The following is an 11,678-nucleotide window of genomic DNA, read 5'->3' on the forward strand; positions in this document are numbered from 1 at the left end:
GGACGTGAGCGAGATGCGACGCGGCCGCCGTATCGCCGTGGATGTCGGGGACGCCCGGATCGGGGTCGCCTCGTGCGACCCCGACGGGGTCCTCGCCACCCCCGTCGAGACCGTGCCGGGCCGGGACGTCCCGGCGGCGCACCGGCGGCTGAAGGCGATCGTCGAGGAGTACGAGCCGCTGGAGGTCGTGGTCGGCCTGCCCCGTTCCCTCAGCGGGGGAGAGGGGCCGGCCGCGGCCAAGGTCCGTGCCTTCGCCCGGGAACTGGCCGGGAACATCGCCCCCGTAGGGGTCCGGCTGGTCGACGAGCGGATGTCGACGGTCACCGCGACCCACGGACTGCGGGCCTCCGGCGTCCGCAGCAAGAAGGGCCGCTCGGTGGTCGACCAGGCCGCCGCGGTGGTCATCCTCCAGAGCGCCCTGGAGACCGAACGGACGTCCGGGCAACCGCCGGGGGAACCCGTCGAAGTGGTCGACTGATCGCGGTACGGTAACGTTCCGCGCGTTGTGGCGGTTCGAACAGCCGCGCGTGCAAGCAGAGGCGGAACGGTACGTCAGGCGCTGCCCGGATGGAGCGCCCCGCCTCTCGGCTCTAGGGGATCGATGACCGAGTATGGCCGGGGCTACGGCTCCGAACCGTGGCATCCCGACGACCCGCTCTACGGAGACCGCGGTTCGTACGGAGGCCAGGCGCAGCAGCCGCAGTGGGCGGGGCAGCAGCCCACCGGGTATCCCCAGGAGCAGTACCCCCAGCAGCACCTTCCCCAGCAGCCGCACCCGCACCAGCAGTACCCGGCGGGCCACGGCGGCTGGGACGGCACGCAGCAGCCGGGCGGCCGGCCGACGTACGACCCGTACGACCCCTACGGGCAGCAGCCTCCGCCCGGCCCGTACCACCAGCCGGACCAGGACTACCCGGCCCCGCACCCCGCCGGCCAGAACTACCCGGGGCACGAGTACTACGGCGGCCAGGACGGCTACGGCTTCCAGGAGACCCAGCAGCTGCCCGCCCAGCCGCCGCCCCCGCAGCACGGGATGCCGGAGCAGGCGGCGGACCCGCACGCCCAGCAGTACGGGCAGCCGCCGCACCCGCAGGGCCCCGGCCCGCAGCAGCACCCGCAGGCCGCCCCGCCCTACGACGACCCGGCCGCCGCGGGCGACGACTGGCGGGCCGCGCAGCACGCCGACGAGCCGGAACCGCCCGCTCCGGAGCGGGACCACCCGTTCTTCGCCGACGCCCCGGACGCCGAGGACGCCGGCCACGACGACGAGGACGACCGGCCTTCCGGCCGCGAGCGCCGGGGCCGCAACAAGAAGAACAAGAAGGACAAGCGGCGCAGCGGCTCCGCCTGCCTGATCGCGACCCTGGCCCTGGTCGGCGTGGTCGGTGGCGTCGGCTACTTCGGCTACGACTACCTCAAGGCCCGCTTCGGATCGGCGCCCGACTACGAGGGCGAGGGCACCGGCGACGTGCAGGTGGAGATCCCGGACGGGGTGCCGATCTCCCAGATGGGCGCGATCCTCGCCCGCGACGGCGTGATCAAGAGCGCCGGCGCGTTCACCGAGGCCGCTGCCGCGGACGACAAGAAGTCGCGCAGCCTCCAGCCCGGGACGTACACGCTGCGCAAGCAGATGTCGGCGGCGGCCGCCCTCGACCTGATGCTGGACCCCAAGAGCCGCAACGGCCTGACGGTCCGGGAGGGGCTGCGGGCCGACGGGGTCTACGAGCTGATCGACAAGAAGCTCAAGCTCAAGGCGGGCACCACCAAGGACGTCGCCAAGACCCAGGCCAAGAACCTCGGCCTGCCCTCCTGGGCCGACGACTCCCCGAAGATCAAGGACCCGCTGGAGGGCTTCCTCTACCCGTCGACGTACAGCGTCGGCGACCACGCCAAACCCGCGGACGTGCTCCGCCAGATGGTCGCGCGGGCCACGAAGGAATTCCAGCAGTACGATCTCGCGGCGAACGCCAGGAAATTCCACCTGGATTCCCCGCTCCAGCTCCTCACCGTCGCCAGCCTCACCCAGGCCGAGGGCCGGACGCACGACGACTTCCGCAAGATGGCCGCAGTCGTCTACAACCGGCTGGCCCCGACCAACACGGACACGAACCAGAAGTTGGAATTCGACTCGACGTTCAACTACCTCAAGAAGCAGAGCAAGATCAATATCGGTACGAAGGAGATCCGGAGCTACGACGACCCCTACAACACCTACTTCTACAAGGGGTTGCCGCCCGGTCCGATCGGAAATCCCGGCGCGGAGGCACTGAAGGCGGCCGTCGATCCGGACAATTCCCAGAAGTGGCTCTACTTCATCTCGCTGGACAACAAGACGACGACCTTCACCACCAATCTCACCGATCACATGAAGCTCGTCCGGCAATTCAACAAGCTGCAGCAAGAACAGAAGTAGAACGGAAACCGAAGGCCAGCCCGTGTCCCACAGCGCTGAAAACAAGAAGGCGGCGGTCCTCGGGTCGCCCATCGCGCACTCCCTCTCGCCGGTGCTGCACCGCGCCGCCTACGACGAACTCGGGCTGACCGGCTGGGAGTACGGCCGGTACGAGATCGACGAGGCCGCGCTCCCCGGCTTCATGGCGAAGCTCGGACCGGAGTGGGCCGGGCTGTCGTTGACCATGCCGCTCAAGCGCGCGGTGATCCCGCTGCTCGACGAGATCAGCCCCACCGCGGCCTCGGTGGAGGCGGTCAACACCGTCGTCTGCACCGCTGACGGGCGCCGGCACGGCGACAACACCGACATCCCCGGCATGCTCGCCGCGCTGCGCGAACGCGGCGTCGAGCGGGTCGAGCGGGCCGCCGTCCTCGGCGCCGGCGCCACCGCCTCCTCCGCGCTGGCCGCGCTCGCCCGGATCTGCACCGGCGAGGTCACCGCGTACGTCCGCAGCGCGGCGCGTGCCGAGGAGATGCGCGGCTGGGGCGAACGGCTCGGTGTCGCGGTGCGCACCGCCCCCTGGGGCGAGGCGGCCGCGGCCTTCGAGGCGCCGCTGGTCGTCGCCACCACCCCGGCGGGCAGCACCGACCCGCTCGCCGCCGCCGTCCCCGACCGCCCCGGCACCCTCTTCGACGTGCTCTACGAGCCCTGGCCGACCGCGCTGGCCGCCGCCTGGGCCGGCCGCGGGGGCGCCGTCGTCGGCGGCCTGGACCTCCTGGTCCACCAGGCCGTCCTCCAGGTCGAGCAGATGACCGGCCGGGCGCCGGCGCCGCTGGCCGCGATGCGCCGGGCCGGCGAGGCGGCGCTCGCGGCCCGCTGAGCGATCCGGGCCGCCCGCTGGGCGGTCCCTTCGGTCCGCACCCTGGACGCCGCACCGCGCGGCCGGCCCGACGTGGGAGGATCAGAGCAGACCGTACGCGGATGAGCAGCACATGAGCAGTACTGAGGAGCACCGTTGAGCAGGTTGCGCTGGCTGACGGCGGGGGAGTCGCACGGCCCCGCACTGGTGGCGACGCTGGAGGGCCTTCCCGCCGGCGTGCCGATCACCACGGAGATGGTGGCGGACGCCCTGGCCCGCCGCCGGCTCGGCTATGGCCGCGGTGCCCGGATGAAGTTCGAGCGGGACGAGGTCACCTTCCTCGGCGGCGTCCGGCACGGCCGGTCGCTGGGCTCCCCGGTCGCGATCATGGTCGGCAACACCGAGTGGCCCAAGTGGGAGCAGGTCATGGCGGCCGACCCGGTCGACGAGACGGTGCTGGCCGAGCTGGCCCGCAACGCCCCGCTGACCCGGCCCCGCCCTGGCCACGCCGACCTCGCCGGTATGCAGAAGTACGGCTTCGACGAGGCTCGCCCGATCCTGGAGCGCGCCTCCGCCCGCGAGACCGCGGCCCGGGTCGCCCTGGGCACCGTCGCCCGCTCCTTCCTCAAGGAGACGGCCGGTATCGAGATCGTCTCGCACGTCGTCGAGCTGGCCGCGGCCAAGGCCCCGTACGGCGTCTACCCCAAGCCCTCCGACGTCGAGAAGCTGGACGCCGACCCGGTGCGCTGCCTGGACGCCGACGCGTCGAAGGCGATGGTCGCCGAGATCGACCAGGCCCACAAGGACGGCGACACGCTCGGCGGCGTCGTCGAGGTGCTGGCCTACGGCGTGCCCGTCGGCCTCGGCTCGCACGTCCACTGGGACCGCCGTCTGGACGCCCGGCTGGCCGCCGCCCTGATGGGCATCCAGGCCATCAAGGGCGTCGAGGTCGGCGACGGCTTCGACCTGGCGCGGGTGCCCGGCTCCAAGGCGCACGACGAGATCCTGGCCACCGACGAGGGGATTCGGCGCGCCTCCGGCCGTTCCGGCGGCACCGAGGGCGGCCTGACCACCGGTGAACTCCTGCGCGTGCGGGCCGCGATGAAGCCGATCGCGACCGTGCCGCGGGCGCTGGCGACGATCGACGTCACCACGGGCGAGGCCGCCAAGGCCCACCACCAGCGCTCCGACGTCTGCGCGGTCCCGGCCGCCGGCATCGTCGCCGAGGCGATGGTGGCGCTGGTGCTGGCCGACGCGGTGGTGGAGAAGTTCGGCGGCGACAGCGTGCCGGAGACCCGGCGCAACGTCCGGGGCTACCTCGACAACCTGGCGATCAAGTGACCGCGCCGGTCGTCGTACTGGTCGGCCCGCCCGGCGCCGGCAAGTCCACCGTGGGCGCGCTGCTGGCCGGGCGGCTGGGCGTCGGCTACCGCGACACCGACGCCGACATCGTCGGCACCGCCGGCAAGCCGATCGCCGAGATCTTCATCGAGGACGGCGAGTCGCACTTCCGCGAGCTGGAGCGGGCGGCGGTCCGCACCGCCCTCGACACCCACCCCGGGGTGCTCTCGCTCGGCGGCGGCGCGGTCATGGACGACGGCACCCGGAAGCTGCTCACCGGCCTGCCGGTGGTCTTCCTGGACGTCGAACTCGCCGACGCCGTCAAGCGGGTGGGCCTGGACGCGCCCCGCCCGCTGCTCGCGGTCAACCCGCGCAAGCAGTGGCGCGAGCTGATGGAGCGGCGCCGCCCGCTCTACACCGAGGTCGCCCGGGCGGTGATCGCCACCGGGGGCCGCACCCCCGAGGACGTCGCCGACGCGATCGTGGACGCTTTGGAGCTACGGCCGGCCGCGGACCCCGCGCACCCCGCCGGCAGGGAGGAACAGGCATGACGGAGCACGCCACCCGCATCCAGGTCGGCGGTACCGCCGGCACCGACCCGTACGAGGTCCTCGTCGGGCGGCAGCTGCTGGGCGAACTCCCCGCTCTGATCGGCACCGCGGCCAAGCGCGTCGCGGTGCTGCACCCCGAGGCGCTGGCCGCCACCGGCGAGGCGCTGCGCGCGGACCTCGCCGACCAGGGCTACGAGGCGATCGCCGTCCAGCTGCCCAACGCCGAGGAGGCCAAGACCGCCGAGGTCGCCGCCTACTGCTGGAAGGCGCTCGGCCAGACCGGCTTCACCCGCACCGACGTGATCGTCGGCGTGGGCGGCGGCGCCACCACCGACCTGGCCGGCTTCGTCGCCGCGACGTGGCTGCGCGGGGTGCGCTGGATCGCCGTCCCGACCACCGTCCTGGGCATGGTGGACGCCGCGGTCGGCGGCAAGACCGGCATCAACACCGCCGAGGGCAAGAACCTCGTCGGTGCCTTCCACCCGCCGGCCGGGGTGCTCTGCGACCTCGCCGCGCTCGACACCCTCCCGGTCAACGAGTACGTCTCGGGGCTGGCCGAGGTCATCAAGGCCGGCTTCATCGCCGACCCGGTGATCCTCGACCTGATCGAGTCCGACCCCGAGGGCGCCAAGCGGCCCGACGGCCCGCACGCCACCGAGCTGATCGTGCGGGCGATCCGGGTCAAGGCCGAGGTGGTCTCCGCCGACCTCAAGGAGTCCGGCCTGCGGGAGATCCTCAACTACGGCCACACCCTGGCCCACGCCATCGAGAAGAACGAGCGCTACAACTGGCGGCACGGCGCCGCCGTCTCCGTCGGCATGGTCTTCGCCGCCGAACTCGGCCGGATCGCCGGCCGGTTGGACGACGCCACCGCCGACCGGCACCGCGCCGTGCTGTCCGCCGTCGGACTGCCGCTGACCTACCGCGGCGACCAGTGGCCCAAGCTGCTTCAGACCATGAAGGTCGACAAGAAGTCCCGCGGCGACCGGCTGCGCTTCATCGTCCTGGACGGCCTGGCCAAGCCGGCCGTCCTGGAGAGCCCCGACCCGGCGATGCTGCTCGCCGCGCACGCGGAGATCGCCGCATGACCGCGGCGGCGCGCCGGGTGCTGGTCCTCAACGGCCCCAACCTCGGCCGGCTGGGCTCCCGCGAGCCCGACGTCTACGGCGCCACCTCCTACGCCGGGCTGGTCGCCGAGTGCGCCCGGCTCGGCAGGGAGCTGGGCCTGGACGCCGAGGTGCGGGAGACCAACGACGAGGGCGAGATGGTCCGCTGGCTGCACGAGGCCGCCGACGGCGCCGTCCCGGTCGTCATCAACCCCGGTGCGTTCACGCACTACTCCTACGCGATGCGGGACGCGGCCGCCCAGCGCACCGCCCCGCTGATCGAGGTGCACATCTCCAACCCGTACGCCCGCGAGGAGTTCCGCCACACCTCGGTCATCGCGGCCGTCGCCAGCGGCACCGTCGCCGGCTTCGGCATCGGCTCCTACCGCCTCGCGCTGCGCGCCCTGGCCGAGGAACTGAACGGCTGACCCGCGCGTCGTCCACACACCCGTACCCTCGGCCGTTCATTCGACGGACGGCCGGGGTAGGGAAACCTCCTGGCAGTCGCCGGGGTAGTACGGTTCACCGCAGCACCACCCGGCGGCGGGGCGCCAACCATCCGTGCCCGCCCCGCAGTTGCCGCCCCGGCGCACCAGGCCACCCCGTCCGGTGCGCCGCCCCGCACCACGTCGACCGCACGAGACGGAGAGCCACCGGATGCAGTACGCAGTGGGGGCTCCGCTGCCACCGCCGCGCGGCCCGCTTCCCACCCAGGGCGCCGGCATGACCATGAACTGGACGCCGCACCCCGGCCCGCCTCATTCGCCCGGCATGCCGCACACCCCCGCGGCCCCGCCGCCGCCCCCTGCCCCGCCCGCGCCGGCCCCTCCGGGCTGGCCGTCCGCGCCGCCCGCGGCCCCGCCCGCCGCGCAGCACCCGCCCGCCCCGCACAGCGGCGACGTCACCGGCCACATCCAGCTGCCGCCCGGTGCCCCCGTCCCGCTGCCCAGCAACGCCACCCCGGATCCCGCGCACGCCGCCGTCGCGGTGCTGCTGATCGGCCCGGCCGGCGCCGGCAAGACCAGCGTCGCCCGCCACTGGGCCGACACCCGGCGGGTGCCGACCGCGCACATCAGCCTGGACGACGTCCGGGAGTGGGTCCGGTCCGGTTTCGCCGACCCGCAGTCCGGATGGAACGACAACTCCGAGGCGCAGTACCGCCTCGCCCGCCGCACCTGCGGCTTCGCCGCCCGCAACTTCCTCGCCAACGGCATCTCCTGCATCCTCGACGACGCGGTCTTCCCGGACCGCCCGGTCGTCGGCCTGGGCGGCTGGAAGCGCCACGTGGGCCCCGGCCTGCTGCCGATCGTGCTGCTCCCGGGCCTGGAGGTCGTGCTGGAGCGCAACGCCCGGCGCACCGGCAACCGCCGCCTCTCCGACGAGGAGGTGGCCCGGATCCACGGCCGGATGGCCGGCTGGTACGGCTCGGGCCTGCCGATCCTCGACAACTCCCAGCACGACGTGGCCACCACCGTCCGGGCGCTCGACGAGGTCGTCGCCCGCAGCATCGCCAGCCCGCCCAGCTGGTAGCCGGACCGTCCCCCGGGCGGCCGTCTCGAACGGCCGCGCGGGAGGAGGGGTCGTACGCTGGCGATATGTCCGAGTTGTACGCGGCCCGACGCGCGCGGCTGCGCGACCGCTGCGCCGCAACCGGAAGTACCGCCGCCCTGATCTCGCGCCCGGCCAACGTCCGCTATCTCACCGGCTGCACCCCGCCCGGCGCGACCCTGCTGCTGGGCCCCGGCAGCCCGGGGGACGACGTCCTGGTCTGCGGCCGCCCGCTGACCGGCGACCCCACCGAGGGCCGGCCCGCCGACGACGTGCGGATCTCGGTGCTGCCGGCCCGCGACGGCGATCCCGCGGTGGCCGCCGCCGGCCTGGCCGCCAAGTCGGGCGCGGAGGTCCTGGCGGTGGAGGAGCACCACCTCACCGTCACCCGCCACCGGGCGCTCTCCCAGGTGGCCCCCGGGGTGCGGCTCGCCGACCTGGCGTGCGCCGTCGAGACGCAGCGGCTGGTGAAGGACGACGACGAGATCGCCTGCCTGCGGATCGCCGCCGAGATCAGCGACCAGGCGCTGGGCGAACTCCTGGAGTCGATCCTGGTCGGCCGCACCGAACGGCACCTCGCGCTGGAACTGGAGCGCCGCCTGGTCGACCACGGCGCGGACGGCCCGGCCTTCGCCACCTCCGTCGCCACCGGCCCGAACTCCGGGCGCGCCGGGCACCTGCCCACCGACCGCCGGGTCGAGGAGGGCGACTTCCTGACCGTCGGGCTGGGCGCGAACTACCGCGGTTACCGCTGCGAGATCGGCCGCACGTTCGTCATCGGCACCACTCCGGCGGACTGGCAGATCGAGCTGTACGACCTGGTCTTCGCGGCCCAGAAGGCCGGCCGGGAGGCGCTGGCGCCGGGCGTGGAGTGCCACGAGGTGGACCGGGTGACCCGCCAGATCCTGGAGACGGCGGGGCACGGAGACGGCCTCGGCCCGTGGACCGGGCACGGTGTCGGACTGGAAATCGACGAGGACCCTCAGTTGTCACCCGGCGCCATGGGTAAACTGGACGCTTGCGTGCCGGTCACCGTCGAGCCAGGGGTCCACATCCCGGGCCGAGGGGGTGTCCGGATCGACGACACCCTCGTCGTCCGCCCCGAGGCGGACGGCGGACCCGAGCTACTCACGATCACGACCAAGGAGCTGCTCGCCCTGTGAGCCACCGGGCTCGCTGCGGGCAGTTTCGAGGTACCCACCACCCGCAGTCCAGGAGATTCCGCAACCGTGGCTTCCACGAACGACCTCAAGAACGGCATGGTGCTCAAGCTCGAAGGCGGCCAGCTCTGGTCCGTCGTCGAGTTCCAGCACGTCAAGCCCGGTAAGGGCCCGGCCTTCGTCCGTACCAAGCTCAAGAACGTGCTCTCCGGCAAGGTGGTGGACAAGACCTTCAACGCCGGCGTCAAGGTCGAGACGGCCACTGTCGACAGGCGCGACATGCAGTTCTCGTACATGGACGGCGACTACTTCGTCTTCATGGACATGGACACCTACGACCAGCTGCACATCGACCGCAAGACCGTCGGTGACGCCGCCAACTTCCTCATCGAGGGCTTCACGGCCACCGTCGCGCAGCACGAGGGCGAGGTGCTCTACGTCGAGCTGCCGGCCGCCGTCGAGCTGACCATCAAGCACACCGAGCCGGGCGTCCAGGGCGACCGTTCCACCGGCGGCTCCAAGCCCGCCGAGCTGGAGACCGGCCACTCGATCCAGGTCCCGCTCTTCATCACCACCGGTGAGAAGATCAAGGTCGACACCCGCACCGGCGACTACCTCGGCCGGGTGAACAGCTAACCGTGGCTGCCCGCACCAAGGCCCGTAAGCGCGCCTTCCAGATCCTCTTCGAGGCCGACCAGCGCGGTGCCGACGTGCAGTCCGTGCTCGCGGACTGGATGCGCCACGCCCGGACCGACCCCCGCCAACCGCCGGTGCACGAGTACACCCTGGAACTGGTCGAGGGGTACGCGGAGCACATCGCCCGCATCGACGAGCTGCTCTCCACCTACTCCGTCGACTGGGACCTGGACCGGATGCCGGCGGCCGACCGCTCCATCCTGCGGCTCGGGGCCTACGAGCTGCTGTGGGTGGACGGCACGCCGGACGCGGTGGCGATCGACGAGGCCGTGCAGCTGGCCAAGGAGTTCTCCACGGACGACTCGCCGTCCTTCGTCAACGGCCTGCTGGCCCGGCTCAAGGAGCTGAAGCCGGGGCTGCGCCGCGAGGAGACGCGCTGACGCGCCGAACCGGCCGGGCGGCCACTGACAGCCGCTGACGGCCGCGAACCGAGGCACCGAACGGGCCCGGAGCGATACCCCATCGCTCCGGGCCCGTCGGCCGTCCGCGCCCGTTTCCGCAGGCCGGCCGTTGGCCGGGCGTCCGTCGCCGGATATACGCCGACCGCCGCCCCGGGCAGCCCGGAGCGGCGGTACGTTTCTGCGTGTGAAGCGGGGGTGGAAGCCGGTCAGATCTCCTCGTGCTGCACGGCCCGGCGGGCGTCCGCGTCCAGCACGCCCCAGCTGATCAGCTGCTCGGTGAGCACCGAGGGCGACTGGTCGTAGATCACCGCGAGGGTGCGCAGGTCGTCCTGGCGGATCGAGAGCACCTTGCCGTTGTAGTCCCCGCGCTGGCTCTGGATGGTGGCGGCGTAGCGCTGGAGCGGGCCGGCCTTCTCCTGCGGGACGTGGGCCAGACGCTCCAGGTCCAGCACCAGCTTGGGCGGCGGCTCGGCGGCGCCGCCCGGCGTGGTGCCCGGCAGCAGCTCCTGCACCGGCACGCCGTAGAAGTCCGCCAGCTCGGCGAGGCGCTGGACGGTCACGGCACGGTCGCCGCGCTCGTAGGACCCCACCACCACGGCCTTCCAGCGGCCCTGGGACTTCTCCTCGACGCCGTGGAGAGAGAGGCCCTGCTGGGTACGGATGGCGCGGAGCTTGGCCCCGAGCTGTTTAGCGTATTCGCTGGACATAAAGCTCCCCAGACGGCTGTATCGACATGCGGCTCGGCCGCGTGGCTGGTAACTCACTGTGAGGTTACGCAGCGTAATCTGACTTCGTCAAGCCGAATGGGCCAGACCCTCACCCGTCAGGGGGGTGTGCGGCTCTCCGAGGGCCTCCTGATAGCCTGAGTCTCGTAATTCCGACGTCCTTTAAGGTCCGTCCCGTGAGGCGGAGAAGGAGGTCCGTTTCGTATGGACGCGACGCATTCCGACACGAGATCGCATGCTGCCGCCCGGCCGGTGCTCGAAGGCCCGGACATCGCGCGGATGCTGACCCGTATCGCCCACGAAATCGTCGAGCGCGCCAAGGGCGCGGACGACGTGGTGCTCCTGGGAATCCCCACCCGCGGTGTCTTTCTCGCCCGGCGGCTGGCCGCCAAGCTCGAGGAGATCACCGGCCGCGCCATTCCGGTCGGCTCGCTCGACATCACGATGTACCGCGACGATCTGCGGCTGGGCCCGGCCCGCACGCTGGGTCGCACGGAGATCCCCACCGAAGGCATCGAGGGCCGCCTCGTCCTCCTCGTCGACGACGTGCTCTTCTCCGGACGCACGATCCGCGCCGCCCTGGACGCGCTGGGCGACATCGGGCGCCCGCGCGCCGTGCAGCTGGCCGTCCTGGTCGACCGCGGTCACCGCGAGCTGCCGATCCGCGCCGACTACGTGGGCAAGAACCTCCCCACCTCGCTGCGGGAGGCGGTCAAGGTCCAGCTCACCGAGGAGGACGGCCGCGACGCCGTGCTGCTCGGCCTGCGCTCCGCCGTGTCCCGCCCCGGTTCCGACGGCGACTTCCCGGCGGTCGAGCGGACCGCCCCGGCCGACGGGCGCTAGCCCACGCGCGGACGGACCCGGTGACCCCGGGCCCGTACCCATGCCCGCTCGACGGA

13 protein-coding genes are annotated in these 11,678 nt (G+C 72.7%); 12 read left to right on the forward strand and 1 reads right to left on the reverse strand.

Features of this window, described 5'->3' with window-relative positions; all coding sequences use genetic code 11:
• Positions 1–13 precede the first annotated feature (13 nt).
• The 11 genes from ruvX (at position 14) to nusB (ending at position 10,033) form a co-directional block, all read left to right on the forward strand.
• Positions 14–478 (forward strand): Holliday junction resolvase RuvX, encoded by a 465-nt coding sequence (gene ruvX / locus B073_RS0119815; RefSeq protein ID WP_018539823.1) that lies wholly within the window; start codon positions 14–16, stop codon positions 476–478.
• 123 nt (positions 479–601) lie between these two features.
• Positions 602–2,413 (forward strand): endolytic transglycosylase MltG, encoded by a 1,812-nt coding sequence (gene mltG / locus B073_RS0119820; RefSeq protein WP_018539824.1) that lies wholly within the window; start codon positions 602–604, stop codon positions 2,411–2,413.
• A gap of 22 nt (positions 2,414–2,435) precedes the next feature.
• Positions 2,436–3,272 carry a shikimate dehydrogenase gene (locus tag B073_RS0119825; RefSeq protein ID WP_018539825.1) on the forward strand — a complete coding sequence of 279 codons (837 nt, stop codon included), beginning with the start codon at positions 2,436–2,438 and terminating at the stop codon, positions 3,270–3,272.
• 135 nt (positions 3,273–3,407) lie between these two features.
• Positions 3,408–4,592 (forward strand): chorismate synthase, encoded by a 1,185-nt coding sequence (gene aroC / locus B073_RS0119830; RefSeq protein ID WP_026247543.1) that lies wholly within the window; start codon positions 3,408–3,410, stop codon positions 4,590–4,592.
• A complete protein-coding gene (locus B073_RS0119835; RefSeq protein ID WP_018539827.1) occupies positions 4,589–5,143 on the forward strand; it encodes a shikimate kinase in 555 nt (184 codons plus the stop codon). Before aroC ends, B073_RS0119835 begins: the two co-directional genes overlap by 4 nt.
• Positions 5,140–6,231, forward strand: coding sequence for a 3-dehydroquinate synthase (gene aroB / locus B073_RS0119840; RefSeq protein ID WP_018539828.1), 1,092 nt, complete (start codon positions 5,140–5,142; stop codon positions 6,229–6,231). The genes B073_RS0119835 and aroB overlap by 4 nt, the downstream gene beginning before the upstream one ends.
• Positions 6,228–6,677, forward strand: coding sequence for a type II 3-dehydroquinate dehydratase (gene aroQ, locus B073_RS0119845; protein ID WP_018539829.1), 450 nt, complete (start codon positions 6,228–6,230; stop codon positions 6,675–6,677). The genes aroB and aroQ overlap by 4 nt, the downstream gene beginning before the upstream one ends.
• Positions 6,678–6,906: 229 nt before the next feature.
• Positions 6,907–7,779 carry a Pro-rich N-terminal domain-containing protein gene (locus tag B073_RS0119850; protein ID WP_018539830.1) on the forward strand — a complete coding sequence of 291 codons (873 nt, stop codon included), beginning with the start codon at positions 6,907–6,909 and terminating at the stop codon, positions 7,777–7,779.
• A 65-nt stretch (positions 7,780–7,844) separates the two neighbouring features.
• A complete protein-coding gene (locus B073_RS0119855; protein ID WP_018539831.1) occupies positions 7,845–8,960 on the forward strand; it encodes an aminopeptidase P family protein in 1,116 nt (371 codons plus the stop codon).
• Between the two features lie 66 nt (positions 8,961–9,026).
• Positions 9,027–9,593 carry an elongation factor P gene (gene efp, locus B073_RS0119860; protein WP_018539832.1) on the forward strand — a complete coding sequence of 189 codons (567 nt, stop codon included), beginning with the start codon at positions 9,027–9,029 and terminating at the stop codon, positions 9,591–9,593.
• A gap of 2 nt (positions 9,594–9,595) precedes the next feature.
• The gene (gene nusB, locus B073_RS0119865) at positions 9,596–10,033 is read left to right on the forward strand and encodes a transcription antitermination factor NusB (RefSeq protein ID WP_018539833.1); all 438 of its coding nucleotides are present in this window, start codon (positions 9,596–9,598) and stop codon (positions 10,031–10,033) included.
• A gap of 227 nt (positions 10,034–10,260) precedes the next feature.
• On the opposite strand, the gene bldD is transcribed toward nusB, so the two are convergent.
• Positions 10,261–10,761 (reverse strand): transcriptional regulator BldD, encoded by a 501-nt coding sequence (bldD, locus tag B073_RS0119870; protein WP_018539834.1) that lies wholly within the window; start codon positions 10,759–10,761, stop codon positions 10,261–10,263.
• Between the two features lie 222 nt (positions 10,762–10,983).
• Here bldD and pyrR point away from each other — a divergent pair, with 222 nt between their 5' ends.
• Complete coding sequence (gene pyrR, locus B073_RS0119875) at positions 10,984–11,622, forward strand: bifunctional pyr operon transcriptional regulator/uracil phosphoribosyltransferase PyrR (protein ID WP_018539835.1); 639 nt, start codon at positions 10,984–10,986, stop codon at positions 11,620–11,622.
• Positions 11,623–11,678: the final 56 nt, after the last annotated feature.

The organism is Streptomyces sp. MspMP-M5, assembly GCF_000373585.1.
Classification (GTDB): Bacteria; Actinomycetota; Actinomycetes; order Streptomycetales; family Streptomycetaceae; genus Streptomyces.

Excerpts from the sequence above, each read along its gene's own strand:
- ruvX (WP_018539823.1), top strand. The coding sequence starts at position 14 with ATGCGACGCGGCCGCCGTATCGCCGTGGATGTCGGGGACGCCCGGATC.
- mltG (WP_018539824.1), top strand. The coding sequence starts at position 602 with ATGACCGAGTATGGCCGGGGCTACGGCTCCGAACCGTGGCATCCCGAC.
- aroB (WP_018539828.1), top strand. The coding sequence starts at position 5,140 with ATGACGGAGCACGCCACCCGCATCCAGGTCGGCGGTACCGCCGGCACC.
- aroQ (WP_018539829.1), top strand. The coding sequence starts at position 6,228 with ATGACCGCGGCGGCGCGCCGGGTGCTGGTCCTCAACGGCCCCAACCTC.
- B073_RS0119850 (WP_018539830.1), top strand. The coding sequence starts at position 6,907 with ATGCAGTACGCAGTGGGGGCTCCGCTGCCACCGCCGCGCGGCCCGCTT.
- B073_RS0119855 (WP_018539831.1), top strand. The coding sequence starts at position 7,845 with ATGTCCGAGTTGTACGCGGCCCGACGCGCGCGGCTGCGCGACCGCTGC.
- bldD (WP_018539834.1), bottom strand. The coding sequence starts at position 10,761 with ATGTCCAGCGAATACGCTAAACAGCTCGGGGCCAAGCTCCGCGCCATC.
- pyrR (WP_018539835.1), top strand. The coding sequence starts at position 10,984 with ATGGACGCGACGCATTCCGACACGAGATCGCATGCTGCCGCCCGGCCG.